This window comes from Nonomuraea sediminis (genome assembly GCF_018531495.1).
GTDB classification, from domain to species: domain Bacteria; phylum Actinomycetota; class Actinomycetes; order Streptosporangiales; family Streptosporangiaceae; genus Nonomuraea; species Nonomuraea sediminis.
The window spans coordinates 138948-165568 of sequence record NZ_JAHDTI010000004.1; the positions used below are offsets into that span (position 1 = coordinate 138948).

24 protein-coding genes are annotated in these 26621 nt (G+C 71.4%); 16 read left to right on the top strand and 8 right to left on the bottom strand.

Annotation, left to right across the window (positions count from 1 at the left end; genetic code table 11):
- The first annotated feature begins 8 nt into the window (after positions 1–8).
- From KIK09_RS20530 to KIK09_RS20540, 3 genes are read left to right on the top strand one after another with little or no spacing between them, the layout of a single operon-like run.
- Positions 9–773, top strand: a complete 765-nt coding sequence (locus KIK09_RS20530; protein WP_214320891.1) for an ABC transporter ATP-binding protein — start codon at positions 9–11, stop codon at positions 771–773.
- Entirely contained in the window at positions 770–2332 is a 1563-nt protein-coding gene (locus KIK09_RS20535; RefSeq protein ID WP_214320892.1) for a hypothetical protein, read from the top strand. The genes KIK09_RS20530 and KIK09_RS20535 overlap by 4 nt, the downstream gene beginning before the upstream one ends.
- 56 nt (positions 2333–2388) lie before the next feature.
- Positions 2389–5010 carry a phosphoenolpyruvate carboxylase gene (locus KIK09_RS20540; protein ID WP_250573523.1) on the top strand — a complete coding sequence of 874 codons (2622 nt, stop codon included), beginning with the start codon at positions 2389–2391 and terminating at the stop codon, positions 5008–5010.
- On the opposite strand, the gene KIK09_RS20545 is transcribed toward KIK09_RS20540, so the two are convergent.
- Genes KIK09_RS20545 through KIK09_RS20555 form a run of 3 tightly spaced genes read right to left on the bottom strand, consistent with a single transcriptional unit; the run spans position 5007 to position 8380 of the window.
- Positions 5007–6065, bottom strand: coding sequence for an epoxide hydrolase family protein (locus KIK09_RS20545; protein WP_214320893.1), 1059 nt, complete (start codon positions 6063–6065; stop codon positions 5007–5009). The two genes, KIK09_RS20540 and KIK09_RS20545, sit on opposite strands and share 4 nt — an antisense overlap.
- Before the next feature lie 10 nt (positions 6066–6075).
- The gene (locus tag KIK09_RS20550) at positions 6076–7455 is read right to left on the bottom strand and encodes an MFS transporter (RefSeq protein ID WP_214320894.1); all 1380 of its coding nucleotides are present in this window, start codon (positions 7453–7455) and stop codon (positions 6076–6078) included.
- A gap of 1 nt (position 7456) precedes the next feature.
- Positions 7457–8380 (bottom strand): zinc-binding dehydrogenase, encoded by a 924-nt coding sequence (locus tag KIK09_RS20555; protein WP_214320895.1) that lies wholly within the window; start codon positions 8378–8380, stop codon positions 7457–7459.
- A gap of 119 nt (positions 8381–8499) precedes the next feature.
- Between KIK09_RS20555 and KIK09_RS20560 the strand changes: the two genes are divergently transcribed.
- A complete protein-coding gene (locus KIK09_RS20560; protein ID WP_214320896.1) occupies positions 8500–9423 on the top strand; it encodes a LysR family transcriptional regulator in 924 nt (307 codons plus the stop codon).
- On the opposite strand, the gene KIK09_RS20565 is transcribed toward KIK09_RS20560, so the two are convergent.
- From KIK09_RS20565 to KIK09_RS20575, 3 genes are read right to left on the bottom strand one after another with little or no spacing between them, the layout of a single operon-like run.
- Positions 9407–10513, bottom strand: a complete 1107-nt coding sequence (locus tag KIK09_RS20565; RefSeq protein ID WP_214320897.1) for an epoxide hydrolase family protein — start codon at positions 10511–10513, stop codon at positions 9407–9409. The two genes, KIK09_RS20560 and KIK09_RS20565, sit on opposite strands and share 17 nt — an antisense overlap.
- Before the next feature lie 50 nt (positions 10514–10563).
- On the bottom strand, positions 10564–11400 hold the full coding sequence (gene fdhD, locus KIK09_RS20570; RefSeq protein ID WP_214320898.1) for a formate dehydrogenase accessory sulfurtransferase FdhD: 837 nt from the start codon (positions 11398–11400) through the stop codon (positions 10564–10566).
- On the bottom strand, positions 11397–13571 hold the full coding sequence (locus KIK09_RS20575) for an FdhF/YdeP family oxidoreductase (protein WP_214320899.1): 2175 nt from the start codon (positions 13569–13571) through the stop codon (positions 11397–11399). The genes fdhD and KIK09_RS20575 overlap by 4 nt, the downstream gene beginning before the upstream one ends.
- An 83-nt stretch (positions 13572–13654) precedes the next feature.
- On the opposite strand from KIK09_RS20575, the gene KIK09_RS20580 reads away from it, so the two are divergent.
- From KIK09_RS20580 to KIK09_RS20620, 9 genes are all read left to right on the top strand, one after another.
- Positions 13655–14476, top strand: a complete 822-nt coding sequence (locus tag KIK09_RS20580) for a biotin--[acetyl-CoA-carboxylase] ligase (RefSeq protein WP_214320900.1) — start codon at positions 13655–13657, stop codon at positions 14474–14476.
- 33 nt (positions 14477–14509) lie between these two features.
- Positions 14510–15022, top strand: coding sequence for a PH domain-containing protein (locus KIK09_RS20585; RefSeq protein WP_214320901.1), 513 nt, complete (start codon positions 14510–14512; stop codon positions 15020–15022).
- A gap of 10 nt (positions 15023–15032) precedes the next feature.
- The gene (locus KIK09_RS20590; RefSeq protein WP_214320902.1) at positions 15033–16007 is read left to right on the top strand and encodes an adenylate/guanylate cyclase domain-containing protein; all 975 of its coding nucleotides are present in this window, start codon (positions 15033–15035) and stop codon (positions 16005–16007) included.
- 15 nt (positions 16008–16022) lie between these two features.
- Positions 16023–17108, top strand: a complete 1086-nt coding sequence (locus KIK09_RS20595) for an S-(hydroxymethyl)mycothiol dehydrogenase (protein WP_214320903.1) — start codon at positions 16023–16025, stop codon at positions 17106–17108.
- Positions 17105–17707 (top strand): MBL fold metallo-hydrolase, encoded by a 603-nt coding sequence (locus KIK09_RS20600; RefSeq protein ID WP_214320904.1) that lies wholly within the window; start codon positions 17105–17107, stop codon positions 17705–17707. Before KIK09_RS20595 ends, KIK09_RS20600 begins: the two co-directional genes overlap by 4 nt.
- A gap of 88 nt (positions 17708–17795) precedes the next feature.
- Complete coding sequence (locus tag KIK09_RS20605; protein ID WP_214320905.1) at positions 17796–17972, top strand: (2Fe-2S)-binding protein; 177 nt, start codon at positions 17796–17798, stop codon at positions 17970–17972.
- A 21-nt stretch (positions 17973–17993) separates the two neighbouring features.
- Positions 17994–18476, top strand: a complete 483-nt coding sequence (gene bfr, locus KIK09_RS20610; RefSeq protein WP_214320906.1) for a bacterioferritin — start codon at positions 17994–17996, stop codon at positions 18474–18476.
- Between the two features lie 335 nt (positions 18477–18811).
- On the top strand, positions 18812–19480 hold the full coding sequence (locus KIK09_RS20615; protein ID WP_043620820.1) for a response regulator transcription factor: 669 nt from the start codon (positions 18812–18814) through the stop codon (positions 19478–19480).
- Positions 19481–19483: 3 nt separating this feature from the next.
- The gene (locus KIK09_RS20620) at positions 19484–20761 is read left to right on the top strand and encodes an ATP-binding protein (protein WP_214320907.1); all 1278 of its coding nucleotides are present in this window, start codon (positions 19484–19486) and stop codon (positions 20759–20761) included.
- Here the strand turns inward: KIK09_RS20620 and KIK09_RS20625 are convergent.
- The gene (locus KIK09_RS20625; RefSeq protein ID WP_214320908.1) at positions 20745–21224 is read right to left on the bottom strand and encodes a GtrA family protein; all 480 of its coding nucleotides are present in this window, start codon (positions 21222–21224) and stop codon (positions 20745–20747) included. The genes KIK09_RS20620 and KIK09_RS20625 overlap by 17 nt on opposite strands.
- A gap of 212 nt (positions 21225–21436) precedes the next feature.
- On the opposite strand from KIK09_RS20625, the gene KIK09_RS20630 reads away from it, so the two are divergent.
- From KIK09_RS20630 to purE, 3 genes are read left to right on the top strand one after another with little or no spacing between them, the layout of a single operon-like run.
- Complete coding sequence (locus KIK09_RS20630; protein WP_214320909.1) at positions 21437–22198, top strand: YajG family lipoprotein; 762 nt, start codon at positions 21437–21439, stop codon at positions 22196–22198.
- Between the two features lie 11 nt (positions 22199–22209).
- Positions 22210–23352: a 5-(carboxyamino)imidazole ribonucleotide synthase gene (locus tag KIK09_RS20635; protein WP_214320910.1), complete on the top strand. Its 1143-nt coding sequence runs from the start codon at positions 22210–22212 to the stop codon at positions 23350–23352.
- Positions 23349–23846, top strand: a complete 498-nt coding sequence (gene purE, locus KIK09_RS20640; RefSeq protein ID WP_214320911.1) for a 5-(carboxyamino)imidazole ribonucleotide mutase — start codon at positions 23349–23351, stop codon at positions 23844–23846. The genes KIK09_RS20635 and purE overlap by 4 nt, the downstream gene beginning before the upstream one ends.
- Here purE and KIK09_RS20645 read toward each other — a convergent pair.
- A complete protein-coding gene (locus KIK09_RS20645) occupies positions 23798–26599 on the bottom strand; it encodes an AfsR/SARP family transcriptional regulator (protein ID WP_214320912.1) in 2802 nt (933 codons plus the stop codon). The genes purE and KIK09_RS20645 overlap by 49 nt on opposite strands.
- Positions 26600–26621 lie beyond the last annotated feature (22 nt).

Here is a 26621-nt window from a genome sequence, read left to right on the forward strand (position 1 = left end):
TGGACTCCATGACGGAGGCGGTTCGCACGCAGGGGCTGTTCAAGCAATACGGTCCCCAGATCGCGGTGGCGGGGGTGGACCTGGTCGTCCCGGCGGGAAGTTTCGCCGGGCTGGTCGGCCCCAACGGAGCGGGCAAGACGACAACGCTCAGCATGATCACCGGGCTGCTGCGGCCGAACGGCGGGCAGGCCTGGATCGACGGCCTCGACGTGTGGCGCGACCCCTTGCAGGTCAAGGCCCGCATCGGTGTGCTGCCCGAGGGCCTGCGCCTGTTCGAGCGCCTGTCCGGCCGCGAGCTGCTGATCTACAACGGCCGCCTGCGCGGCATCGCCAAGGGCGACGTCGAGCAGCGCGCCGAGGAACTGCTGGCCGTGATGGATCTCACGGGCGCGGCCGACAAGCTCGTCGTCGACTACTCCACCGGCATGCGCAAGAAGATCGGCCTGGCCGCGGCGCTGCTGCACAACCCGTCGGTGCTCTTCCTGGACGAGCCGTTCGAGGGCGTCGACCCGGTCAGCGCGAACACGCTGACCGAGGTGCTGCAGCGCTTCACCGCCTCCGGATCCACGGTCATCTTCTCCAGCCACGTGATGGACCTGGTCGAGCGGCTGTGCGACTGGGTGTCGGTGATGAGCGGCGGGCACATCGTGGCGCAGGGCCCGCTGGCCCAGGTGCGCGGCGGCCGCACGCTCAACGAGGCGTTCATGCAGCTCGTGGGCGGTCCCCGCAACAGCGGCGAGACCGGGCTGAACTGGCTGGGGGCCAAGCAGTGACGACGGTCGCGCTTTTCGCCCAGCTCAAGCTGCGGCTGCTGGCGGGCAACCTGCGCGCGGACACGCAGCGCAAGATCGGTTTCATCTTCACCCTGATCCTCGCGATCGGCCTGGCCGGGCTGGGCTTCCTGCTGATGAGCCTGCTGCGCCTGGCGCCGCACGACGTGGCCGCCCAGATCGTGATCGTGGTCTACACGTTCATGCTGATCGGCTGGATCGTCGTGCCGCTGCTGGCCTTCGGGCTGGACGACACGCTCGACCCCGCCCGGCTGTCGCTGTTCCCGCTGCGCACCCGGCAGCTTGCGGTGGGCATGTTCACCGCCTCGGCCACCGGCGTGTGGCCGCTGGCCTCGCTGATCGTCACGCTCGGCGCGATCGTCGGGCTCGCCTCCGGGTTCGGCGGCGTGGTGCTCGCGGTGCCTGCCGTACTGCTGCAGTTCGCGCTGTGCCTGGTGACCTCGCGGCTGGTGACGACGGCGCTGTCGAGCGGGCTGCGCAGCAGGCGCGGGCGGGACGTGCTCGCGGTGGCCGCGGTCCTGGTGGTGGTGCTCGCGCAGTTGCCCAACCTGATCATCAACAGGGGCATCGGCGACCCCGGCGCGATGCTCGACCGGCTGGCGAGCGTGCTGCGCTGGTCCCCGTCGGGGCTGGCCGCGCACGCCATCGCCGACGGCGGGCTGACCGGGCTGGTGGAGCTCGTCGTGCTGGCGGCGCTGGTACTGCTGCTCGGCTGGCTGTGGATCAAGGCGCTGAGCAGGGCGCTGGTGACGCCCGACGCCTCCACGCAGGCCGCCTCGGTGCGCAAGGAGAGCGGGCTGGTCGACCGGTTCCTGCCCGACGGGCAGCTGGCGGCCGTGGTCACCAAGGAGCTCAAGTACGCCAGGCGGGAGCCCAGGTTCCGGGTCCAGTGGTTCATGTCCGTGGTCGTCACCGCGATCCTGGCCTTCTCCCTCAGCAGCGGACGGAGCGGGCTTCCTACCGGCCTCGCCGTGCTCTTCCCCGCGTTCGCCGCGCTCATGATCGGGTTGCAGGCGGGCAACAGCTACGGCTTCGACGGGCGCTCGTTCTGGATGAACGCGATGGCCTTCGGCTCCGAGCGGCAGGTGCGCGTCGACCTGGCAGGGCGGCACCTGGCCACCGCCGTCATCGGGATGCCGCTGCTGGCCGTGGTCTCCGCCGTGGTGTGCGCGCTCATCGGTGACTTCGGCGCGCTGGTGCCGGCGATGCTGACCGCCTGGGGCGAGCTGGGGATCGGGCTGGGCGTGGCCTCGCTGATCAGCGTGCTGATCCCGTACACCGTTCCCGAGCGCCTCAACGCCTTCAGCGGGGCCGCGCCGGGGCAGGGCGGGCAGGCGTTCGCCGCCTCGCTCGGCGGCATGTTCTCGATCGTGCTGGTGTCGCTGCCCGTGGTGATCCCGATGATGATCGGGATCACCTGGGTCGCCGTGCTCGCGCCGTTCTACGGGCTGCTGATCGAGGTGCTCGGCAGGCGGCTGGCCGCGCGCGTCGCCTTCCCGAAGCTTCCCGAGCTGCTCGCGGCGGTGTCGAAGGCGAGCTGAGTCCACGACGTGAGACCGGTCTGCGCGCTTTCGAGACGACTCGATAACCTCGGAGCATGATTGACCAGGGGGTCCAGCGTCGCAGCGAGGCCGTCACCGAGATGCCCGACGAGCTGCGCCACGACGTGCGCCTGCTCGGCAAGCTGCTCGGCCAGGTGATCGCCGAGCAGGGCGGCGAAGACCTGCTCGAGGACGTCGAGCGGCTGCGCAAGTCCGTGATCGCCGCGCGCCTGGGCGAGGTCTCGAGCGACGAGATCGCCGCCATGGTGGCCGGGTGGGAGATCGACCGGGCGGTCCAGATCGCCCGCGCCTTCACCTGCTACTTCCATCTGGCCAACCTCGCCGAGGAGCACTACCGCATCCGCACGCTGCGCGAACGCGACACCGACGGCGAGCCGCTGCGCGAGTCGCTGGCGCAGGCCGTCGAGGAGCTGGGCCGCGAGCGCGTGGCCGAGCTGGTCGAGGGACTCGAGCTGCACCCGGTGCTGACCGCGCACCCCACCGAGGCGCGCCGCCGGGCCGTGGTCACCGCGATCCAGCGCATCAGCGGGCAGCTCACCGAGTACAACACCCCAGGCAGGGGCGCCTCCGAGCGCGAGGAGAGCAGGCGCCGCCTGCTCGAGGAGATCGACCTGCTCTGGCGCACCGCCCAGCTGCGCAACACCAAGCTCGACCCGCTCGACGAGGTCCGCACCGCGATGGCGGCCTTCGACGAGACGCTGTTCCGCATGGTGCCGCAGGTCTACCGGTCGCTGGACAAGGCGCTCGGTGCGGGCAGCGGCACCCGGCCGCCGCTGGCCAAGCCGTACATCCGCTACGGCAGCTGGATCGGCGGCGACCGCGACGGCAACCCCAACGTCACCGCCCGCGTCACCCGCGAGACCATCCTCATCCAGGCCGAGCACGTGCTGAGCGCGCTCGAGGCCGCCTGCACCCGGATCGCCCGCACGATCACCGCCACGGCCCAGTTCACCCCGCCCTCGCCCGAACTGCGCGCGGGGCTGCGCCAGGCCGAGGACGCCAACCCCGACCAGGTCTCCGAGCTGGCCACCCGCTCGCCCGACGAGCCGCACCGGCAGTGGCTGCTGTTCGTCGCGGCCCGCATCGCCGCCACCCGCGAGAGCGACCTCAACCTGGCCTACCGCTCGCCCGCCGACCTGCTCGCCGACCTGCGCCTGGCCCAGGACTCCCTGGCCCGCAGCGCCGCACGGCAGGCCTACGGCGAGCTGCAGCACCTGATCTGGCAGGTCGAGACGTTCGGCTTCCACCTGGCCGAGCTGGAGGTGCGCCAGCACTCCCAGGTGCATGCGGCCGCCCTGGAGGAGATCAGGGCCGGCGGCGAGCTGTCCGAGCGCACCGAGGAGGTCCTGGCCACGATCCGGGTGATCGGCTGGATCCAGGAGCGCTTCGGCGTCACCGCCTGCTCCCGCTACGTCGTCTCCTTCACCCGCACCGCCGACGATGTCGCGGCCGTCTACGAGCTGGCCGAGCACGCCCTGGGCGCCAAGGCGCCGGCGCTGGACGTGGTGCCGCTGTTCGAGTCCGGCCAGGACCTGGAGAACTCGCCCGCGGTCCTGTCGGGGATGCTGGAGCTGCCCCAGGTCCAGGCCAGGCTGGCGGCCACCGGGCGGCGCATGGAGATCATGCTGGGCTACTCAGACTCCGCCAAGGAGCTCGGCCCCGCGGCGGCCACGCTCAAGCTCTACGAGGCGCAGGAGGAGCTCACCGCCTGGGCGCAGCGCAACGAGGTCAAGCTGCGCATGTTCCACGGCCGCGGCGGCGCGCTCGGCCGCGGCGGCGGCCCCGCCAACCGGGCGGTGCTCGCTCAGGCGCCGGGCTCGGTCGCCGGCCGCTTCAAGGTGACGGAGCAGGGCGAGGTCATCTTCGCCCGCTACGGCCACACCGCGATCGCCCGCCGCCACATGGAGCAGGTCACCAACGCCGTCCTGATGGCCTCCTCACCGTCCGTCGGATCCCGTACGGCTGCCGCCGCCGACCGCTTCAGGCCGCTGGCCGCCCAGGTCGCGCAGGCCTCGGAGCAGGCCTACCGGGGGTTGACGGAGGACCCGGGCTTCCCCGAGTGGTTCGCGCTGGTGAGCCCGCTTGAGGAGATCGGCTCACTGCGCCTGGGGTCCCGCCCCGCCAGGCGCGGGCTCGGGGCGCCGCGCTCGCTGGACGACCTGCGGGCCATCCCGTGGGTGTTCGCCTGGGCGCAGACCCGGGTCAACCTGCCCGGCTGGTACGGCCTGGGCAGCGGGCTCGCCTCCGTCGGCTCGCTGGAGGAGCTGCGGGCCGCCTACGCCGAGTGGCCGCTGTTCAACGCGATGCTCGACAACGCCGAGATGTCGCTGGCCAAGACCGACCGCTCGATCGCCGAGCGCTACCTGGCGCTCGGCGGCCGCAAGGACTTCGCCGAGCAGGTGCTCAAGGAGTACGACCTGACCAGGCGGCTCGTGCTCGAGGTCACCGGGCACACGCGGCTGCTGGAGAACAGGAAGGTGCTCTCGCGCGCCGTACAGCTGCGCGACCCGTACGTGGACGCGCTGTCCCACCTGCAGTTGCGCGCGCTGGCGGCGCTGCGCACCGGCGAGGTGGGCGAGCAGGAGCGCGAGCGCCTGTCGACGCTCCTGCTCCTGTCGGTCAACGGCGTGGCGGCCGGCCTGCAGAACACCGGCTAGATCGCCCGCCCGGCCCCCCGGATGGCCGGCGCCTCCTGCGCGAAGAAGGCGCGGATGTCGGCGATCAGGGGTTCCGGGGTGGCCATCGCCACCATGTGGCTGGTGTGCGGGTTGTCGGCCCAGTGGGTGATGTCGTTGCCGCGCTCGGCGTTGCGCCGGAACTCCTCCGGGCCGCCGTGGGACACGCCCGTCGGCACCAGGTCCTGGTCGATCGGCAGCCCCGCCGCGCCCTCGTAGTAGGTCCACGAGGACGATCCACCCGTGTTGGTCAGCCAGTACAGGGACGCGTTGGTGAGCACCAGGTCGCGGTCGAGGTTCTCCTCGGTCGTCTGGTCGAACTCGTGGAACCGCTCGACCAGGTAGGCCAGCTGCGCGATCGGCGAGTCGGCCCAGCCGTAGCTGAGCGTCTGCGGCCGGTTGGCCAGGTAGGGCCCGTACCCGCTGCCGGGACCCCAGTCACCGGCGGGGATGCCGAGCCCGGCGGTGATGTGCACGGCCACCACCCGCTCCGGCGCCACGACCGCGAGCCGGGGCGAGACCAGCGCGCCCGCGTCGTTGCCGTGCGCGCCGTACCGCTCGTAGCCCAGCCTGGCCATCAGCTCCGCCCAGGTGAGGGCGACCCGCTCGATGCTCCACGGCCGCTCGTCGGCCGGCTCGGGGAAGGGCGAGAAGCCGAACCCGGGCAGCGAGGGCGCCACCACGTGGAAGGTCTCCGAGAGCGGCCCGAGCACGTTCATGAACTCGGCCACCGAGTTCGGCCAGCTGTGCGTGATGATCAGCGGCAACGCGCCGGGATCGGCCGACCTGATGTGGAAGAAGTGGATCGGCTGACCGTCGATCTCGGTGGTGAACTGCGGAAAGGCGTTGAGCCGCGCCTCCTGGGCCCGCCAGTCGAACCCGTCGGCCCAGTATCCGGCCAGGTCCTTCAGATAGGCGACGGGCACCCCGCGGCTCCAGTCGGCGCCGGGCAGCCGGGCCGGCCAGCGGGTGCCGGCCAGCCGGTCGCGCAGGTCGTCGAGGTCGGACTGGGGGATGCCGATGCGGAAAGGCTTCATGGGAGCGACGCTATGACCTATCGCGGAAGACTTCGTTCCGCGATGGGCGGAGGATCCAGCGGACGGCCGCCGCTCCCACGAGCACGATGGCGGCGTTCACCAGGGTCGCCGTGTGCACGCCCGCCAGGACCGAGTCGCCCGCCGCGACCACCGCGCTGATCACCGGGATGCCCAGCGTGACGCCCACCTGCTGGGTCATCGAGGCCAGCCCGGTGGCCAGCCCCTGCTCGCTGTCGGGCAGCCCGGAGGTGGCGGTCACCATGTACGACACGATCGCGACCAGGTGGCCGACGGCTCCGGCGGCGGGCACGGCCAGCACCAGGATCAGCGAGCCGGCGCCGCCCTGCCCGAGCAGGACCAGCGAGCCGGTCGCCACGCCCTGCAGGACGAGCCCGCCGACCAGCGCCGCCCGGTTGCCCACCCGGCCGATCACCCTGGGCGCCAGCAGCCCGCCCGCGAAGGCGGCCGCCCCCAGCACGGCGAAGACCAGCCCGGTCTGCAGCGGCGTGTAGGACAGCACGTCCTGCAGGTAGAGCGTGAGCAGGAAGATCAGCGAGCTCTCCATCGTGAACGTGACCAGCCCGCCCAGGTTCCCGCCGCGCACGGTGTGCCTGGTCAGCACCCCGATCGGCGCCAGCGGAGCAGCCGCGCGCCGTTCGATCAGCCAGAACGCCGCCAGCAGCGCCACGGCCAGCGCGAGGGCCGGCCACGAGGCGGTGGTGACGCCGTAGACCAGGGCGAGCATCCCGCCGGTCACGGTCAGCGCGCCCGGCACGTCCAGCCCGGTCCGCTCCTCGGCGCGGCTCTCCGGCAGCAGCCCGGGGGCGGCCAGCACGACCGCCGCGGCCACGGGCACGTTCACGAAGAAGGCCCACCGCCAGCTCAGCAGGTCGGTCAGCAGCCCGCCGAACACGGCGCCCGCGGTGAAGCCCGCCGACATCAGCGTGCCGTTCAGCCCGAGCGCCCTGTCGCGCAGCGGACCCTCGGGGAAGGACGTGGTCAGCAGCGACAGCGCGGCGGGCGTCGCCAGCGCCGCGGCCAGGCCCTGCGCCACCCTGGCGGCCAGCAGCACGCCGGGCGACTCGGCCAGCCCGCCGGCCAGCGACCCGGCCGCAAGCAGCACCATGCCGGCCAGCAGCATCCGCCGCCGCCCCGCCAGGTCGGCGATGCGGCCGAACAGCAGCGTGAACCCGGCCGACGGCAGCATCATCGCGGTCGCGATCCACTGCAGGTTCTCCATCGAGAACCCCAGCCCCTTGCCGATCTCGGGCAGCGCCACGTTCAGGATCGAGAAGTCCACGGCCAGCATGAACTGCGAGCCGAGCAGCAGCATCAGGACCAGCCGCTGCCGCGTGGTCATGGTGATCCGGTCAACGGTCAAAGCGGTCATCTCACTGTCCAATCGTCAGCACGGCCTTGCCGGTGATCCGGCGCTCGCGCAGGTCGTCCAGGGCCTCGGCGGTCTTGCTCCAGTCGGCCAGGCGCCCGATCTCCGGGTGCAACCGCCCGTCCGCGACCAGCCGCACCAGCGCCTCGAGATCCGTCCGGTACGGCTCGGCCGAGTCGGCGTAGCTGAAGTGGCGGATCGTCGCCGACAGCGGCCCCTTGAAGAAGTCGAAGAAGCTGAGCGTGGCGGGCTCCCGCGAGGCCTGGCCGAACCAGAGCAGGCTCCCGCCCGGGGCGAGCAGCGCGAGCGCCCGCGGCAGCGACGCGCCGCCCACCGACTCCAGCACGGAGCCGAACGGCCCGCGGGCGTCGTCCAGGTCGTGCACCACGGCCGCGGCCCCCAGCTCGAGCAGCCGCCGCCCGCGCTCGGGCGAGGCGGTGACCGCGGTGACGCTCGCGCCCGCCGCGGCGGCCAGCTCGACGAAATAGTGGCCCACACCGCCGGACGCCCCGGTGATCAGGACCTTGCAACCGGCCACGCACCCGGCCGTCCGCAGCAGCCGCAGCGCGGTGAGCCCGGCCAGCGGCAGCGCCGCCGCGGTGACCGTGGACACCGAGTCGGGCAGCACCGCGACCGCGTCCGTGGGCGCCGCCGCGTACTCGGCCCAGCCCGCGTCCGGCAGGTGGGCGACGACCCGCTGACCCACGCGCGGCCCCGAGCCGTCGGCCGCGGCCTGCACGACGAGCCCGGCCACGTCCTTGCCCGGCCGTGAGCCGGGCCGCGGGCGGTGCAGCTGGAGCACCTCGCCCCGGTTGATCGAGAACGCCTCGACCTTGACCAGCGCCTCACCGGGTCCTGGCTCGGGCTGGTCGACCGAGCCAGGCTCGACCAAGCTCCCGGGCACGCCGGTGGGAAGGAGCGCCTTCATGGAGACCCCTTAGAGTTTCGGTGGAATGTCCGAAACCAGGTAAGCGGGGCCGGCCGAGGGGCGTCCAACAGCTCTTTCGCGGCTTCGACAACGGGCGGTTGTCAGGGGAGGTGAACGGGGTGGATCTGGACCTCGCCCAGGTCAGGGCGTTCGTGGTCACCGCCGGGCGGCTGCATTTCGGCCAGGCCGCCGCCGAGCTCTACCTCACCCAGCAGGCGCTGTCGAAGCGGATAGCCCGGCTCGAGGAGGTGCTCGGCACCCGGCTGTTCGACCGGAGCGGCCACGCGGTCGAGCTCACCGCCGCGGGCAGGCGTTTCCTCGAGCCCGCCGTCGAGACGCTGCGCGCGGCCGACCGCGCCGTGGCGGCGGCCGTCCACGACGACCGGCCGCTGCGCCTGGACGTGTGGAGCCACCTGTACGGGCCGCAGCGCATGGTGCGCCTGCTTGTCGAGCTGGAGCCGGAGCTGGACCTGGCGCTCGGCATGCGCTCCGACGTCGCGGCCGCGATCACCGGCCTGCGGCGCGACGAGCTGGACGCGGGCTTCGGCTGGGCGCCGGCGGGGCCGCTGCCCGACGGGCTGGCGCGGCGCCTGGTCAGGCTGGAGCCGGTGGCCGCCGTGATGAGCCAGGACAGCCCGCTGGCCGCAGCCGGACGGCTGCGGCCGGAGGATCTGCGGGCGGGCGAGCTGTGGTTCCCCGCCGACGCGGCGAGGCTGGAGTTCCTGCGGCTGTTCGCCGAGGAGTTCGGGCTGCCGCACGCCTTCGGCGGGGTCAACCTGGGCATGGAGGCCAACCTGGACCATCTGCGGGCCACTCCCGGGCACTACATCCTGCTGCCCGCCGAGGCCCCGGTCGCGGCGGGGCTCAGGCGGGTGCCGCTGGTCGGGCCCACCCCGCTGTACGGTTGGTCGCTGCTGTGGCGCGAGGGCGAGCGGCACCCGCTGCTGCCCCTGCTCCTGGACGCGGTCGGCCGGGCCGTGCGGGCCAACGGGTGGCTCGACTACGACCCGGCCAGGCACTGGATGCCTACCGCAGAGAGCTGAAGAACTCGCGTACGTCGGAGACGAGCAGGTCGGGCGCCTCCATCGCGGCGAAGTGGCCGCCACGGTCGTACTCGGTCCAGCGCACGATGTTGTTCAGCGGCTCGGAGAAGCGCCGGATGGCGATGTCCTCGGCGAAGTTGGCCACGGCCGTCGGCGTCTGCGAGGGCGTGGGCCAGTTGCCGGTGTGCATGGACTCGTAGTACATCTGCGTCGACGACGAACCCGTGTTGGTCAGCCAGTAGACCATCACGTTGGTCAGCAGGTGGTCGCGGTCGATCGAGCCGGCCGGGTAGGCCCAGTCGTGCATCTTCTCCCCGATCCAGGCCAGCAGCCCGACCGGCGAGTCCGCGAGCCCGAACCCGATCGTGTGCGGACGGGTCGCCATGATCTGGAAGTAGCCATTGCCGTCGGACAGGAAGTTCTGCATCCGCTCGAGCCGGACCTTCTCCCCGTCGGTGAGACTGGCCAGGGTCTCCTCCTCCACCCCGCCGAACGGGATGAAACCGGCGGTGGCCGCGTTGACGTGCACGCCCACCACGTGCTCGGGGGCGACCCTGCCCAGGTCGGGAGCGATGAAGGCGCCGAAGTCGCCGCCCTGCACGCCGTAGCGGTCGTAGCCGAGGCGCGCCATCAGCTGCGCGTAGGCCTTGGCGATGCGGAAGGAGTCCCAGCCGGCGTCGGCGGTCGGGCCGGAGAAGCCGAAGTTCGGGTGGGAGGGGATGACCAGGTGGAAGTCGGCCGACAGCGGCTCGATCACGTCCAGGAACTCCACGATCGAGCCGGGCCAGCCGTGCGCGAGCAGCAGCGGTAGGGCGTCCTCACGGGAGGAGCGGACGTGGATGAAGTGGATGTCCTGGCCGTCGATCTCGGTGACGAACTGCGGGTGGGCGTTGAGCCGCTTCTCCCACGCGCGCCAGTCGTAGCCGTCGGCCCAGTACGCGACCAGATCCTTGAGGTGGTCCACGGGGACGCCCCTGCTCCAGCCGGTGCCGGAGACCTGCGCGGGCCAGCGCACGTCCGCCAGCTTGCTCCGCAGGCTGTCGAGGTCGGACTGCGGGATGTCGATGCGGAAGTCACGGATCTCGCTCATGGTCGTCCCTTTCGAGAGGATGTGCCTCCAGCATAGCAGAACGGAATGCTTTATTCCACAATCCGCTCGGCGCCTGCGTAGACGTTGCACCGCTCCTCACGCAGGAAACCGACCAGTGTCATCCCGAACTCGCGGGCCAGGTCCACGGCCAGCGACGAGGGCGCCGACACCGCGCACACCGCCGGGATCCCCGCGGCCAGCGCCTTCTGCATGATCTCGTAGCTGGCCCTGCCGCTGACCATCAGCACGTGCCCGCGCAGCGGCAGCCGTCCCTGCATCGCCGCCCAGCCGACCAGCTTGTCCACGGCGTTGTGCCTGCCCACGTCCTCGCGGGCGGCCAGGAGCTCTCCCTCGGCGGTGAACAGCCCCGCGGCGTGCAGCCCTCCGGTCTTCCCGAACACCCCCTGCGCCTTCCTCAGCGCGGACGGCATGCCGTACAGGGTCTGCGGGGTGAGCCGCAGCGGGTCGGCGGGCAGCGGGGAGCAGCGGTCGCGCAGCGCGTCGAGGCTGGCCGAGCCGCACACCCCGCACGCGCTCGAGGTCATGAAGTGCCGGTCGAGGCTGGGCAGCTCGGGAATGCGGCCACGCAGGTGGACCGTGACGACGTTGTAGCGGGCCTCCGGCTCGACGTCGTCGTCGGTGCAGTAGGCGATGGCCGCGATGCCGCCGATGCCCTCGCCGTTCAGGAACCCGGTGGCCAGCTCGAAGTCGTGGCCGGGGGTGCGCATGGTGATCGCCAGCGTCTTGTGGGCGCCGTCGGCGCCCATGAGCCGAATCTCCATCGGCTCCTCGGTGGCGAGGTCGTCGCGCCGATCGCGGGCGACATTTCCGGAAATCTCGCGGATTCGGGCGCGGGTTGTGGGGCCGGGCCGGGTCGGAGTGGTCATAGCTTGTGCACCGTGACGAGAGCGTTGTAGTCGGGGATCTTGGCGTCGGGGGAGCGGCGGGCCTCGTCGAGCAGCACGTTGCCCTCCGGCCAGTGGATCTGCAGGTTGCCCGGCATGAGCGGCGCCCGCAGCACCCTGCCCTGGTAGGAGCGCCCGTCCGCGCGCAGCTCGACCGCCGTGCCGTCGGCCAGGCCGAGGCGGTCGGCATCGTAGTCGCTCATTAATGCCGCCTCCCGTGTGGCGCCGTTGAAGCCGTCGCGGCGCTCGTGGACCATGCTGTTGAACTGCTTGCCCCGCCGCGTCGCCACCATGAACGCGCCATCGGGCCGCTCCAGGTCGGGCATCTTCACCACCGAGAACGCCGCCAGGCCGTCCGCGGTCTGGAAGCGGCCGTTGGAGAACAGGTGGCGCCCGCCGTACTGGACGTTGTCGCCGAAGCTCTTCAGCGCGGAGATACCCGCGTAGAACGGGACGGCCCGCTCGATCTCCGCACGGATCTGCGGGGTCCCGGTGAAACGGATGTCGGGTCCGATGCGGGAGGCCAGCTCGGTGAAGATCTTCCACTCCGGCCAGGCCTCGCCGACGCGCGGGCCCTCGACCTCGGGAGAGAAGATGATGCGCCGTTCGGTCGAGGTCTCGGTGACCCCGCCGACCATCTCATAGCGGGTCTGCGCGGGCAGGAGGAGGACGTCGCCGTCCACCAGCATCTGCGAGGACAGCACGATGTCGATGTGGATGCGCAGGCCGAGCCGCGACAGCGCCTGCCGGCAGTGGTCCGGGTCGGGCAGCACCTCCAGGAAGTTGCCTCCCGAGGAGATCAGCACATCCAGGTCGCCGGAGTGGGCCGCGTCGATCATCTCGGTCGCGGTCAGGCCCGGCGTCGCCGGCACCTCGAAGCCCCACAGGCCGGTGAACTTCGCGGCGTTCTCCGGCGTGATCGGCAGGCCGCCCGGCAGGCCGGTGGCGTAGGCGCCCATCTCCGCCCCGCCCTGGACGCCGCTGTGCCCGCGGATCGGCATCAGCCCGCACCCGTCGCGGCCCAGGAAGCCCCTGGCCAGCGCCAGGTTCACGATCGCGCGGACGTTGTCCTCGCCGTAGGTGTGCTGCGTGATGCCCATCGACCAGACCAGCACCGCCGACCTGGCCTCGCCGAGCTGCCTGGCCAGGCGGAGCATGTCCGCGCGCGAGGCCCCGGAGATCGCCTCGAGCCGCTCCCACGGCTGGTCCGCGGCCGCCTGCCGTACCTCGTCGAAGCCTCTGGTGCGGGAGCCGACGAACTCCTTGTCCACCCAGTCGTTCTCGATCAGGTGCTTGAGCACGCCGGTCAGGAAGCCGATGTCGCCGCCCACGTTGACGCCGAAGAACTCGTCGGTGATCTTCGTGCCGAAGACCGCGGACTCGGCGTTCGACGGGACCCAGTAACGGTCCATGCCCGGCTCGCGGTAGGTGTTGACCATCGCGATCCGGCTGCCGGCCTTCTTGGCGTGGTAGAGGTACTTCATGGCGACCGGCTGGTTGTTGGCCGGGTTCGAGCCGATGAAGACGATCAGATCGGATCCGATCCAGTCCGTGTAGGAGCAGGTCGTGGCCGCCGCGCCGATCGTCTGTTTGAGCGCCACGGTCGAGGGCGAGTGGCAGATGCGGGCGGCGTTGTCGACGTTGTTGCTGCCCATCGCCCGCACGGCCTTCTGCGCGGCGTAGTAGTTCTCGTTCGGCACGCCACGGCTGGTCAGATACGTGCCGAAACGAGCGCCGCTGAGCGCCTCCGCCGCGACGCGCAGCGCCTCGTCCCAGGAGACGCGGGTGAACCCCTTGTCTCCCTTCCTGCGCAGCATGGGGTACGGCAGGCGGCCCAGCTCCCGCAGCTCGGCGCTCTTCATGCCCGCCAGCCCCGAGATGTCGCCCAGCTTCCGGTGGTCCAGGGCGGGCATCGTGTTCAGCGGCAGCAACCGGAGCCGGATGTTGCACAGGTGGATCTCGTCCATCGTCCAGTCCCGCATGCCGTGCGTGCCGAGCGCGCACCCGTCGCACGTGCCCTGGTTGAGGATGCGCCAGGCGTAGCGCCGGTTGCCCTTGACCGACTTGAACGCCTTCCACAGCTCCAGGTAGTTGTTCGGTTTGCGCAGCCCGAGGCCGAACGGGCGCCAGGAGGCCCAGTTACGCGGGTTCATCCCTCCATCCTGCCCGGGGCCTCGACCGAGGGACAGCCGAGCCCCGGCGATGACCGCCACGGACGTTCCGCGAAGATGGGGAGATGGCCGTTTCACGATACTCAGACCTCGAGCGCCCGCCGCTCTCCCAGGCTGCCCTCGAGCGCGCCCTCGTACAGCCGGGCGGCCTGTGGACCGGCATCACGGTCGTCGACAGCACCGGGTCCACCAACGCCGACCTGGCCGAGGCCTCCCGCGCGGGCGCGCGGGAGGGCGCCGTGCTGGTGGCCGAGTCGCAGGTCGCCGGGCGCGGCAGGCTCGGCAGGACCTGGACCGCGCCGCCACGCTCTGGGCTGACGTTCTCGGTGCTGCTGCGCCCCACGCTCCCGACGACCGTGCAGGGCTGGCTGCCGCTGCTGTTCGGCGTGGCCGCCGCCTCGGCGCTGCGGCGCCTGGCCGAGGTGGACGTGCGCCTGAAGTGGCCCAACGACCTGCTGATCGGCGAGCGCAAGCTGGCGGGCGTGCTGGCCGAGCGGGTGGAGGACGCCGTCGTCATCGGCATGGGGCTGAACGTGTCGCTCAAGAGCTCCGAGCTGCCCGTCGAGACCGCCACCTCGCTGGCCATCGAGGAGGCCGCCTGCCTCGACCGCGACCCGCTGCTGCGGGCCGTACTCAGGGAGCTGGAGCGGCACTACCGCGACTGGGTCGCCGGCGGGGGAAACGCCGACGCGGCCGGGCTGCGGGCCGCCTACCAGGCCGCGAGCGCCACGATCGGGCAGCAGGTCAGGGTCGAGCTGCCGGGCGGCATCCTGCTGACCGGACAGGCCACCGGTGTGGACCACGCCGGCTGCCTCCAGGTGAACGCCGGCGGGCGGACGCACACGCTGAGCGCCGGCGACGTGGTCCACGTTCGCCCGTCTTCGTAGCTCTGGGGCTGCCCAGGTGGCACGATGTGGGCCATGACCCTCCCGGACCACCATCTGACGACCGGCGAGAAGCGCATCCGGTCGTTCCATCCGCATTGGAAGCGGATGGTCGTGCCCTTCATCGCGCTCGTGCTCATCGTGCTGGCCTTCGGCGCCGCGTTGTTCTTCATCCCCAGCACGTGGCAGTACGCCTTCTACGGCAGGGTCGCGGCGGGCGTCATCGCGGTGCTGCTGCTGACCGTCTGGTCGTTCGTGCCCTACCTGCAGTGGCGCAACACCGGCTACGTGCTCACCTCGCACCGCTTCACGATCAGCACCGGCGTGCTGAACAAGTCGACCGACGAGATCCCGCTGACCAAGGTCAACTCGGTGAGCTCCGACCAGACGTTCTTCGAGCGCATTCTCGGCTGCGGCACGCTGACCGTCGAGTCCGCCAGCGACGAGGGCCAGCTCGTGCTGCGCGACATCCCCAGGATCCAGGACGTCAGGGCCGACCTGTTCCGCGCCGTGGAGGACATTTCCGACGGCCAGGTGGACGGCCAGTAGCCTGCAGGGCGTGGACACCTCACGCAGGCCGACCGCCGAGGAGATCGAGCGGCTGCTGGTCGGCCACCCCGCCCGCTACACCAGGTCGGAGGTCTCGGCCAAGGCAGGCGTGCCCTCCGAGCTGGCCGAACGGATCTGGCGCGCGCTCGGCTTCGCCACGCTGTCCGACGACACCGTGGCCTTCACCGACGCCGACGTCGCCATGCTCGGCCGGGTCCGCGCGATGCTCGACAGCGGGCTGCTCGACGAGCAGACGACCATCCGGATGGCCCGCGCTCTCGGCCAGACCACGGCCAGGCTGGCCCAGTGGCAGGCCGAGATCATGATCGGCGCGATGCTGCCGCGCGACCGCGAGGCCTCCGACGCCGATCTGGCCCGCGTGCTGGCTACGGCCCAGCAGCTCCTGCCCGACTTCGAGCAGGTCCTGGTGCACGTCTGGCGCGAGCAGCTGGCCGCGGCCGGCACCCGGCTGCTGGCCATCGCCGACATCAACGAGGAGCTGGTGCCCACCCGCGTCTCGATCGCGGTGGGCTTCGCCGACCTCGTCTCCTTCACCCGTCGTGCCAGGGAGCTGGACGAGCGCGAGCTGGGCGACCTGGTGGAGGGGTTCGAGGCCCGCGCGGCCGACGTCATCGCCGGGCACGGCGCCCGGCTGGTCAAGACGCTGGGCGACGAGGTGCTGTTCACCGCGCCCACCGCCGGGCAGGCCGCCGAGATCGCGCTCGAGCTGATCGAGACGGGGGAGCTGCGCATCGGCATGGCCTACGGGCCCGTGCTGCCGATGATGGGCGACATCTTCGGCACCACGGTCAACCTGGCGGCGCGGCTGACGGCCATCGCCCGGCCCGGCACGATCGTGGTCGACTCCGAGCTGGCCTCCCAGGTGGAGGGGGCGCAGGCCGTCGAGGTGCACAAGATCCGGCGGCGTCCCGCCCGCGGACTCGGCGTGGTGCAGCCCTACGTCTTGCGGAGATCATCGCCTTGAACGGAGGATGCTGACATGCCGTACGAAGTGCAGGGTGTCATCGCCCGAGGTAAAGGCCAGGAAGTAACCCTCGAGACCGTGGTGGTGCCCGATCCGGGTCCCGGCGAGGCGGTCGTGAACGTCAAGGCGTGCGGGGTCTGCCACACCGACCTGCACTACCGCGAGGGCGGCATCAACGACGACTTCCCGTTCCTGCTCGGCCACGAGGCCGCCGGCGTCGTCGAGGCGGTCGGCGAGGGCGTGACCGACGTGGCGCCGGGCGACTTCGTCATCCTCAACTGGCGCGCGGTCTGCGGCCAGTGCCGCGCCTGCCTGCGCGGGCGGCCCTGGTACTGCTTCAACACCCACAACGCCGCCCAGAGGATGACGCTGAAGGACGGCACGGAGCTGTCGCCCGCGCTCGGCATCGGCGCCTTCCTGGAGAAGACGCTGGTCGCGGCCGGGCAGTGCACCAAGGTCTCCGCCGAGGCGCCGGCCGAGGTGGCCGGGCTGCTCGGCTGCGGCGTGATGGCCGGGCTCGGCGCGGCCATGAACACCGGCGGGGTCACCCGCGGCGACAGCGTGGCCGTCATCGGCTGCGGCGGCGTGGGCGACGCGGCCGTGCTGGGCGCCGCGCTGGCGGGCGCGACCAGGATCATCGCCGTCGACGTGGACCCCCGCAAGCTGGAGTGGGCGCGCGGCTTCGGCGCCACCGACGTAGTGAACTCCGCGGAGACCGACCCGGTCGAGGCGATCAGGTCGCTGACCGGCGGCCACGGAGCCGACGTCGTGATCGACGCGGTCGGCAGGCCCGAGACCTACAAGCAGGCCTTCTACGCCCGCGACCTGGCCGGGACCGTGGTCCTGGTCGGCGTGCCCACGCCCGACATGACGCTCGACCTGCCGCTGCTCGACGTCTTCGGCCGCGGCGGCGCGCTGAAGTCCTCCTGGTACGGCGACTGCCTGCCGAGCCGCGACTTCCCCATGCTCATCGACCTCTTCCTGCAGAACCGGCTGCCGCTGGACAAGTTCGTCTCCGAGCGGATCGGGCTGGACCAGGTCGAGGAGGCCTTCGCCAAGATGCACCGCGGCGAGGTGCTGCGCTCGGTGGTGGTCCTGTGATCGACCGCGTCATCACCTCCGGGACGTTCTCCTTGGACGGCGGCACCTGGGAGGTCGACAACAACGTCTGGATCGTCGGTGACGCCCGCGAGGTGATCGTCATCGACGCCGCGCACTCGGCCTCCGCGATCCTCGACCGCGTCGGCGACCGGACGATCAAGGCCGTCGTGTGCACGCACGGCCACAACGACCACATCAACGCCGCCGCCGACCTGGGCGCGCCGATCCTGCTGCACCCCGCCGACCACATGCTGTGGGAGGCGGTGTACGGCGAGGCCGTGCCGTACACGCCGCTGCGCGACGGCGAGAAGCTCGAGGTCGGCGGGGTGACCTTCGAGGTGATGCACACCCCTGGGCACTCGCCGGGGGCCGTGTGCCTGCTGGGGCAGGGCGTGCTCTTCAGCGGTGACACCCTGTTCAAGGGAGGGCCGGGCGCGACGGGCCGGTCGTTCTCGTCCTTCGAGACCATCATCGACTCGATCAGGACCCGGTTGCTGGTGTTGCCTCCTGAGACTGTGGTGAAGACCGGGCACGGCGATTCCACCACAATCGGGGCAGAGGCCCCTCACCTGGGCGAATGGATAGCCAGGGGTTACTGATCTGTGGCGGACTTAACATAGGCAAGCCTTACCGAAGGCAGGTATCTTAGGCGTGCCTAACCTATCTGCCTGAGAGGCCTGCCCCCAGATGTATGTCTGCGTTTGTCGTGCTGTGACCGAGAACGAGGTCCACGACTGCATCGCTGCCGGCGCGAAGAGCGCGCGGCAGGTTCGCGACACCACGGGCGCGGGCGGCGACTGTGCATCTTGCGTGCGGAAGATCTGTGCGATCCTGAAAAGGTCTGAAGAACTCACGACCGCATAGCAAGCACAAGGGGCCCGTTCAATGCAGGGCGACAAGCAGATCATCGAGCTGCTGAACGAGCAGCTCACGGCCGAGCTCACCGCGATCAACCAGTACTTCCTGCACGCCAAGATGCAGGAGCACTGGGGCTACACCAAGCTGGCGGAGCACACCCGTGCAGAGTCCATCGACGAGATGCGACACGCGGAGCGCCTCACGGACCGCATCCTCTTTCTCGAGGGCCTGCCCAACTACCAGCGCCTCGGCACGCTCCACATCGGGCAGACCGTCGAGGAGCAGCTCCGCGCCGACCTGGAGGTGGAGCTGGCCGTAGTGCAGCGGCTGCGCCCGGCCATCCAGCTGATGCGCGAGAAGGGCGACGCCACCTCGGCCCGCATCTTCGAGGACATCCTCCAGGACGAGGAGCTCCACATCGACTACCTGGAGACCGAGCTCGCCCTCATCCAGAGCCTCGGTGAGCAGCTCTACCTCGCCCGCTACGCCGAACCCTCGTCGGCCGACTGAACCCCCTTGGCTTCCGGGCCCGCTGCCTCGCAGCGGGCCCGCTCGTTTTTCATTGCACTTTTTGCACCCGCTATTGCCTTTCGTGGGAAATTCGAGGCTTGTTTGTATATGGGTGGAAATCGCCCTTGGCGCGCAAGAATGGGCTGTGTGAAAGTGGCGAGTGAGGCGCACGGGTTCCATGGGGCCGATGATGCGGGCTCCGGGAAATCCCGGGTGTTTTAATCGGGACTGGCCGACATTTATCCGCGTTTGCCCAGGTCAATGGATAGGTCAACGACGAGTCAAACCGCGCGCTGCACCCGGGAAACGATCGCCTAAGGTCCTACGATCGCTTCATGACCTGCGTACTTCTCGCCGAGGATGACACCTCGATTTCAGAGCCGCTCGCGCGTGCGTTGCGCCGCGAGGGCTATCAGGTTGAGGTGAGCCCCGACGGCCCCCAGGCCCTGGAGAGGGCTCTGTCGGGGGGGATCGACCTCATCGTTCTTGACCTGGGCCTGCCCGAGATGGACGGCCTGGAAGTGGCGCGCCGGATCCGGGCCGAGGGCCACGGCACTCCGGTGCTCATTCTGACCGCACGCGTGGACGAGGTCGACACCGTCGTCGGCCTGGACGCCGGCGCGGACGACTACGTGACCAAGCCGTTCCGGCTGGCCGAGCTGCTCGCGCGCGTGCGCGCGCTCCTGCGGCGCGGCACGTCGGAAACCCCGGTGGTCCAGGGGGTGCGGATCGACGCCGACTCCCGCCGCGCCTGGATGGGGGAGAAGGAGCTGCACCTCACCACCAAGGAGTTCGACCTGCTGCGCGTGCTCGTGCGCGACGCCGGCAAGGTGGTCACCCGCGAGCAGATCATGCGCGAGGTGTGGGACACCAACTGGTGGGGCTCCACCAAGACCCTCGACATGCACATCTCCTGGCTTCGGCGCAAGCTGGGCGACGACGCCGCGAAGCCGCGTTACATCACGACCGTTCGAGGAGTCGGCTTCCGGTTCGAGCGCGAGTAGGCGATGCGTCGACGTCTGCTCACGTCCACCCTGGTCGTCGCTGTCATAGCGGTGCTCCTGCTCGGGGTTCCCCTGGGGATCGTGGTCAGCCGCCTCATCGTCGACGAGGCCGCTCAGGAGCTCAGGGCGGAGGCGACCCGCCTGGTGGGTGAGGTTGAGTACGCCCGTATCCAGGAGACGCCACTCGATCCCCAGCAACTCGCGCAGAAATACCCTGACCGCTACATCCAGATATACGAACGCGGGACCCCGCCCAAGGCGACCATCGTCGGCACCGCACCGCCGTCCGGTCACCAGATGACCGAGGACGCCCAGTCGGAGAGCGGGATCTACGTCCGGGTGAGCCGTGACAAGGACCAAGTCGAGCAGGACGTGCGTGCACGCCTGCTGCTGATCGTGGCCCTGGCCGTCGCGGCTCTAGCGGTGGCGGTGGGGCTCGCGATCGTCCAATCACGGCGGCTGACGCTGCCGCTACTGGACCTGGCGAAGATCGCCGACCGGCTCGGGTCAGGCGACGCGAGACCGAGCAAACACCGCTACGGCATTCCCGAGCTCGATCGGGTGGCGGAGGTGCTCGACCGCAGCGCCACCCGCATCTCCGACCTGCTCACGCGCGAGCGGGAGTTCGCCACCGACGCCTCGCACCAGCTGCGCACCCCGCTGACCGGGCTCACCATGCGCCTGGAGGAGATCGTGGCGGCCTCCGACCAGCCGGTGATCGTACGCGAGGAGGGCGAGGCCGCCATCGTGCAGGCGGAACGGCTCACCGCCGTGATCGACGAGCTGCTGTCCGCGGCCCGCCGCCAGCGCCAGTCGCAGGCGGAGCCCGTCGCCATCGACGACATCCTGGACCAGCAGGTCAAGGAGTGGGACCCGGTCTTCCGCGGCGTCGGCCGCCACCTGCGGCTGGAGGGCGCGCGCGGGCTGAAGGCGATGGCCACCACGGGCGGCTTCGGCCAGGTGATCGCCTCGCTGCTGGAGAACTCGCTGCGGCACGGCGGCGGTGCGGTCAAGGTCCACACCACCGTGAGCGACAACTACGTGGTCGTGGAGGTGTCCGACGAGGGGCCCGGCATCGCCGACGACATCGCGCCGAAGGTCTTCGAGCGGAACGTGAGCGGCGGCGGGGGCACGGGCCTCGGGCTGACGCTGGCCCGCGCGATGGCCGCCTCCGACGGCGGCCGGCTGGAGCTGGTGCGGCGGCGGCCCGCCGCCTTCGCGATCTTCCTGCGTCCGGCCGAGCAGAACGGGCGCAACCGCGTGGTCAGCGGCCCTGCTTGACCTCGGGCAGCTCGGCCGGGATCGGCTCGGTGGCCTCCAGGAACACCCAGCGGCGATAGGACCAGAAGCGGAACAGCGTGCCCAACCCCGTGCCGATCAGCGACGCGATGTTGTTGGCCAGCAGGCTCTGGAAGCCGAGCGTGTACTTGCTGAACCCCACGCACAGCACTTCGATCAGCAGCCCGATGCCGTTGAGCATGAAGAACAGCAGGTACTCGCGCCCCAGCCCGTTCTGGTCGCGGTGCCGGTAGGTCCAGTAGCGGTTGCCCACATAGGCGAAGGTGGTGGCGATCACGGTCGCGATGACGGTGGCCGTGATCGTGCCCTCTGAGCCCCACAGAACCCAGAGCAGGTTGCGGATGCCGTAGCTGAGGACGAAGGCGATGGCGCCGATCACGCCGAACTTGGCGAGCTCGTGGACCAGGGCTGCGAAGCGCTGGTAGAGGCGTCTGATCAAATCCACGTCCCCGGTCTCATAACAGGCATGACCACCCCAGACTACCGGTGACGATCGGCGCCGGGGGCTGGAGCCAGGGAACCTGAAGGAACACTTCTAGAAATATCGCCCTATGGGCGGCATTCCCGATAGCTGGGCATTACGCTGCGGTTTCAGATCGCAGGGCGCATCCGGTCGGGGCGGGGCGCCCCGGACGGCCCACGACCTCGGGATCACCCTTGCCGCGACGCCTGCTCGCCATCCTCGGCGCCCTGTTCGTCCTGGCGGGATGCGGTACGGCCGGCACCGGCGTCACCGTGCCCCCCGAGCAGGCCGCCCCGTCGATCTCCGCCCACCGCGTCGACGAGGCGACGGCCGAGCAGGCCTTCCAGCTGCTCGACCGCCTCGACAAGGCCCTGTCGCAGCACGACTGCGCGGCCGTCGACGACCTGGTCACGTGGGCGGCCAGGACGCTGGGCGGCCGTGCCTGTGAGGCGACCCGGAACGGCCGCCCAGCCCGATACGGCGACCCGGAGTTCCTGCTGCCGGACGCGGACGACTGGTTCGCCGCGCTGGCGCGCAAGCCGTCGCCCGCGTACTTCGTCTTCGTGCTGGAGGACAACCGGTGGCGGCTGGGCGCGGGCCCCATTCCCGTCATCGGCCGCCCGCCCGCGCACACGCCGGGGGCCACCGCTGATCCGGACCTGGCCGTGGAGGCGGGCCTGGTTCCGCAGCGGCACCTGACGTTCCTGACCGATCCGGCCGGGGTCCAGGGGGTCCGCTTCCCTGCCGGGGATCCGCTGCAGGGGCTGCGGGCGGGGATCGCCGACGTGGAGTTCGTCGACGGGGGCGCCCGGGCGGTGGCCCTGTCGAGCACGCAGCTGCTGGTCTTCGACGCGCTGCGGATCCGCCGTACGGCCGGCCGTACGGAGACCGTCGAGCTGGCCAGCGTGGTCACGGCCGGGAACCGGTGCGCGACCGTGGGTCTCCTGCGCAGGTAAGCTCAGCGGACGTGAGTTCCTACAGCCCCATCGGGCCGGTCGTCGGCATCGTCGGCGCCGGTCAGCTGGCCAGGATGACGCAGCAGCCCGCGATCGCGCTCGGGGTGGAGCTGCGGGTCCTGGCCAACACCCCCGACGAGAGCGCGGCGCGGGTGATCGTGGACACGCGGATCGGCGACTACCGCGACCTGGGTGACCTGCGCGAGTTCGCCAAGGGCTGCGACGTGGTCACCTTCGACCACGAGCACGTGCCTACCGACCACATCAGGGCGCTGACCGCGGACGGCATCGCCGTGCACCCCGGCGCGGACGCCCTCGTGCACGCGCAGGACAAGGCCGTGATGCGCGAGCGGCTGACGGCCATCGGCGCGCCGTGCCCCGCCTGGGCGCGCGTGACCTCCACGGCCGACGTCTCGGCGTTCGCGGACGAGCACGGCTGGCCTGTGGTGCTCAAGGCCGTCCGCGGGGGTTACGACGGCCGCGGCGTGTGGATTTGTCGCGAAATTTCGGATGCTGAGGACGTCGTCGCCTCGGGCGTGCCGCTGATGGCCGAGACGTTCGTGCCCTTCGAGCGGGAGCTGGCCGTGCTGGTGGTGCGCTCGCCGCACGGGCAGGGCGTCAGCTACCCGGTCGTGGAGACGGTCCAGCAGGACGGCATCTGCGTCGAGGTCCTGGCGCCCGCGCCCGGGCTCGACCCCGAGGAGGCCGCTCAGGCGCAGCGCATCGCTCTGGAGATCGCCGACTCGCTCGGCGTGACGGGCCTGCTCGCGGTGGAGATGTTCCAGACGCAGGGTGGGCTCGTCGTCAACGAGCTGGCCATGCGGCCGCACAACAGCGGCCACTGGACCATCGAGGGCGCGCTCACCTCCCAGTTCGAGCAGCACCTGCGTGCCGTGCTCGACCTGCCGCTCGGCTCGCCCGCGATGACGGCCCCCGTCGTGGTGATGGCCAACCTGATCGGCGGCGAGGAGATCTTCCACCGCTACGAGCACGTGATGGCCCACGACCCCGGCATCAAGGTCCACTTCTACGGCAAGCAGGTACGGCCGGGCCGCAAGATCGGCCACGTCACGGCGCTGGGCGACGACCTGGAGACGGTCCGCGCCCGCGCCCGCCACGCCGCCGTCTACCTCACCACCGGGGAGTACACATGAGCATCGGGATTGTCATGGGGTCCGACTCCGACTGGCCGGTGATGCGGCTGGCGGCCGAGGCCGTCGCCGAGTTCGGCGTGCCGTTCGAGGCGGACGTCGTCTCTGCCCACCGCATGCCCGAGGAGATGATCGCCTACGGCAAGCAGGCGGCCTCCCGCGGCATCCGCGTCATCATCGCCGGCGCCGGCGGCGCCGCCCACCTGCCCGGGATGCTCGCCTCGGTCACCCCGCTGCCGGTCATCGGGGTGCCGGTGCCGCTGAAGTACCTCGACGGGATGGACTCGCTGCTGTCGATCGTCCAGATGCCGGCGGGTGTCCCCGTGGCCACGGTCGCGGTGGGCGGTGCCCGCAATGCGGGGCTGCTGGCCGTACGGATCCTGGCGGCTTCCGACGAGGGGCTGCGGGAGCGGATGGTGGAATTCCAGGCCGAGCTCAAGCAGCAGGCCTACGCCAAGGGCGAGAAGCTCCGCGCCGAGGCCGCCGAGCTGGGCTGAGCGTCGATCTCGGCCCTGGCCTGCTCGGCCTCCGGCAGGCCGAGCCGGTCGAAGATCTCCAGCGCCTCGACGTAGCAGGCGTGGCCGCGTTCCTGGTGGCCGGTGGCGGTGAGGGCCTGGCCGAGGATCATCAGGGCCTTGCCCTGCCAGTGCTCGTCGCCGCACTCCTGCAGCGCGGCGAGGCCCTGCTCGGCATGTTCCAGGGCACGGGCGGGATCGTCCAGCGCGAGGTGGATCTCGGCCATGCGGGTGGCGGACGTGCCGATCCAGTCGAGCTCGCCGATCTCACGGAAGCCGACGACCGCGGCCTCGAACATCCGTGACGCCTCCTCCAGCAAGCCCGTGGCCTGCAGCGTGAGCCCGAACTGGTAGGGCGCCCACGGATGCCGCGGGGTGCCGCCGCCGAGCTCGGCGTGGATCCGGTAGGCCTCCCTGGCCGCCTGCACGGCCTGGCCGGGATCGTCGGCGGCGCCGAGCGAGCGGGCCAGCAGGCCGAGCCAGAGGGCCTGGGCGCCTCTGTCGCCGCGGGCGGCGAAGACCTCCACGCCCTGCCTGAGGTACTCGACCGAGGCCTGGTAGTCGCCGTCGTCGTAGGCCAGGCCGCCGAGGGTGGCGCTGGCGGCGGCCCGCACGTACAGGTCGTCCTGGGCCAGGTCGAGGGCCGTCCTGGCATCGAAGCGCCGGGCCTGGCTGTCGAACGCGAAGACGGTCGACCGGACGTAGCGGGCCAGGGCCTCGGCTCGCGGGTCGCCGGCGGCGTGCGCGACCAGGAGGTCCAGGGTGTGGGGCAGCGCGATGGACTCGGGTGCGACGTCCGTCAGCATGTCCACGGTCCAGGTCAGCCGGTAGCGGTTGGCGTGGCCGCGCTTGGCGGCCTGCCGTACGACTGACAGCAGCGCGTCGGTCTCCGCGGGATCGAACGCGTCGTCGCACTCGCCGGTGGGCACCAGTTCGGCGCGCTGGTCGCCGGGGAACAGCGAGCGGAAGCGGTTGGCCACGGCCGCGGCGTAGTAACCGAGCAGCCGATCGAGCGCCTCGTCGGCTTCAGAGTCGACCCGGCTTCTGGCGAACGCGCGCAGCAGGTCGTGGAAGCGGTAGCGGCCGGGCGAGCGCGACTCCAGCATGCTGAGGTCGACGAGCTCCTCGCACAGCTCCTCGGCCTCGAAAGAGTCCAGCCCGAGCAGCGCGGCCGCGGCGGGCAGCGAGACATCAGGCATGTCCGGTACGGCCAGCAGCCTGAACGCCCGGGCCAGGCGCGGCTCCAGCTGGTCGTACCCCAGCGCGAAGCACGACTCCACGGCCAGGTCCCCGACCCGCAGCTCCGCCAGCCGCCGCCGCTCGTCCATGAGCCGGTCACGCAGCCAGGCCAGCGTCCAGCCCGGCCTGGCGGCCAGCCGCGCGGCCGCGATCCTGATCGCCAGCGGCAGGAACCCGCAGGCCGCCACGAGGTCCACCGCGGCGTCCCGCTCGGCGGCGACCCGTGCCGGGCCGAGGATCTTCTCCAGCAGCTCAAGCGCCTCGCCGGGCTCGAGCACCTCCAGGTCGAGGTGCTGAGCGCCGGTCAGGCCGGTCAGCCGGGCACGGCTGGTGACGACGACGGCGCAGCCGGGCGTACCGGGCAGCAGCGGCTCGACCTGGGCGGCGGAGGCGGCGTTGTCCAGCACGACCAGCAACCGCCGGTCGGAGAGCATGGAACGGTACATCGCGGACAGCTCTCGCAGCTCGTCCGGCGGCTCGGGCACGCCGAGCGCGCGCAGGAACCCGCCGAGCACCCCTTCGGGCTCGGCCGGCGCGGGGCCGGAACCGAGCAGGTCGGCGAAGAGCTGTCCGTCGGGGAAGCGGTCCGCGAGCCGGTGCGCGACGTGGACGGCCAGCGTGGTCTTGCCCACCCCGCCCTGCCCCGCCACCGCGGAGACCACCAGCGCGGTCCCCGGCGTGAGCGCCTCGGCCATGGCGGCCGTCTCGTTCCCGCGGCCGGTGAAGTCCGGCACGCCGAGGGGCAGCTGCCGCGGCACCACGACCGTCCGCACGGGAGCGGGCGTCGTGTCGGGACGGGCGGTGATGATCTCCTGGTAGACGGCGGCCAGCTCCGCGGAGGGTTCGACACCCAGCTCCTGCGCCAGCAGCCGCCTGGTGTCGTGGAAGGCGCCGATCGCCTCGGCCTGCCGTCCCGACCGGTACAGGGCGCGCATCAGCAGCGCCCGCGGCCGTTCCCAGGTGGGGTGCGCGGCGCACAGCTCGGTCAGCTCGCCCACCAGCGAGGACGCGCGGTCCAGGGCCAGGTCGGCCTCGACGGCGCGGACGTGGACGTCGAGCCGCGCCTCGATCAGCCGGGCACGCTGCGCCTGCGCGTAGTGGCCGGGCAGCCCGTTCAGCGGCTCGCCCGCCGTCAGCGCCAGCGCGCGGCGCAGCCAGTCGCTCGCCTCGGCGGGCGCGGCGCCCTCGGCCTTGGCCGCCAGCGCCTCGAACTCCTCCAGATCCAGTTCGGCGCTCACCTGGTAGCCGGACCCCACGGTGACGATCGCCTCGGGCCCCAGCGCGCCGCGCAGCCGCGAGACGTAGGTGCGCACGGCGTTGACCGCCGTCTTCGGCGGATCCGTCTCCCACAGCACGTCGACCAGTTGGTCCAGGCTCAGCACCCGGCCCCTGGCCAGCAGCAGCGCGGCCAGGATCAGCCGCTGCTGCGGGGAGCCGAGCTCCAGCTCGACCCCGTCACGCCACCCACGAACCACCCCGAAGACCTCGAACCTCACCCGCCGCATTCTAGGTTTGTCG

Excerpts from the sequence above, each read along its gene's own strand:
- KIK09_RS20605 (WP_214320905.1), top strand. The coding sequence starts at position 17,796 with ATGTATGTCTGCGTTTGTCGTGCTGTGACCGAGAACGAGGTCCACGAC.
- KIK09_RS20540 (WP_250573523.1), top strand. The coding sequence starts at position 2,389 with ATGATTGACCAGGGGGTCCAGCGTCGCAGCGAGGCCGTCACCGAGATG.
- KIK09_RS20565 (WP_214320897.1), bottom strand. The coding sequence starts at position 10,513 with ATGAGCGAGATCCGTGACTTCCGCATCGACATCCCGCAGTCCGACCTC.
- KIK09_RS20575 (WP_214320899.1), bottom strand. The coding sequence starts at position 13,571 with ATGAACCCGCGTAACTGGGCCTCCTGGCGCCCGTTCGGCCTCGGGCTG.
- KIK09_RS20585 (WP_214320901.1), top strand. The coding sequence starts at position 14,510 with ATGACCCTCCCGGACCACCATCTGACGACCGGCGAGAAGCGCATCCGG.
- KIK09_RS20555 (WP_214320895.1), bottom strand. The coding sequence starts at position 8,380 with ATGAAGGCGCTCCTTCCCACCGGCGTGCCCGGGAGCTTGGTCGAGCCT.
- purE (WP_214320911.1), top strand. The coding sequence starts at position 23,349 with ATGAGCATCGGGATTGTCATGGGGTCCGACTCCGACTGGCCGGTGATG.
- KIK09_RS20595 (WP_214320903.1), top strand. The coding sequence starts at position 16,023 with ATGCCGTACGAAGTGCAGGGTGTCATCGCCCGAGGTAAAGGCCAGGAA.
- bfr (WP_214320906.1), top strand. The coding sequence starts at position 17,994 with ATGCAGGGCGACAAGCAGATCATCGAGCTGCTGAACGAGCAGCTCACG.
- KIK09_RS20545 (WP_214320893.1), bottom strand. The coding sequence starts at position 6,065 with ATGAAGCCTTTCCGCATCGGCATCCCCCAGTCCGACCTCGACGACCTG.
- KIK09_RS20530 (WP_214320891.1), top strand. The coding sequence starts at position 9 with ATGACGGAGGCGGTTCGCACGCAGGGGCTGTTCAAGCAATACGGTCCC.
- KIK09_RS20615 (WP_043620820.1), top strand. The coding sequence starts at position 18,812 with ATGACCTGCGTACTTCTCGCCGAGGATGACACCTCGATTTCAGAGCCG.
- KIK09_RS20580 (WP_214320900.1), top strand. The coding sequence starts at position 13,655 with ATGGCCGTTTCACGATACTCAGACCTCGAGCGCCCGCCGCTCTCCCAG.
- KIK09_RS20550 (WP_214320894.1), bottom strand. The coding sequence starts at position 7,455 with ATGACCGCTTTGACCGTTGACCGGATCACCATGACCACGCGGCAGCGG.
- fdhD (WP_214320898.1), bottom strand. The coding sequence starts at position 11,400 with ATGACCACTCCGACCCGGCCCGGCCCCACAACCCGCGCCCGAATCCGC.
- KIK09_RS20620 (WP_214320907.1), top strand. The coding sequence starts at position 19,484 with ATGCGTCGACGTCTGCTCACGTCCACCCTGGTCGTCGCTGTCATAGCG.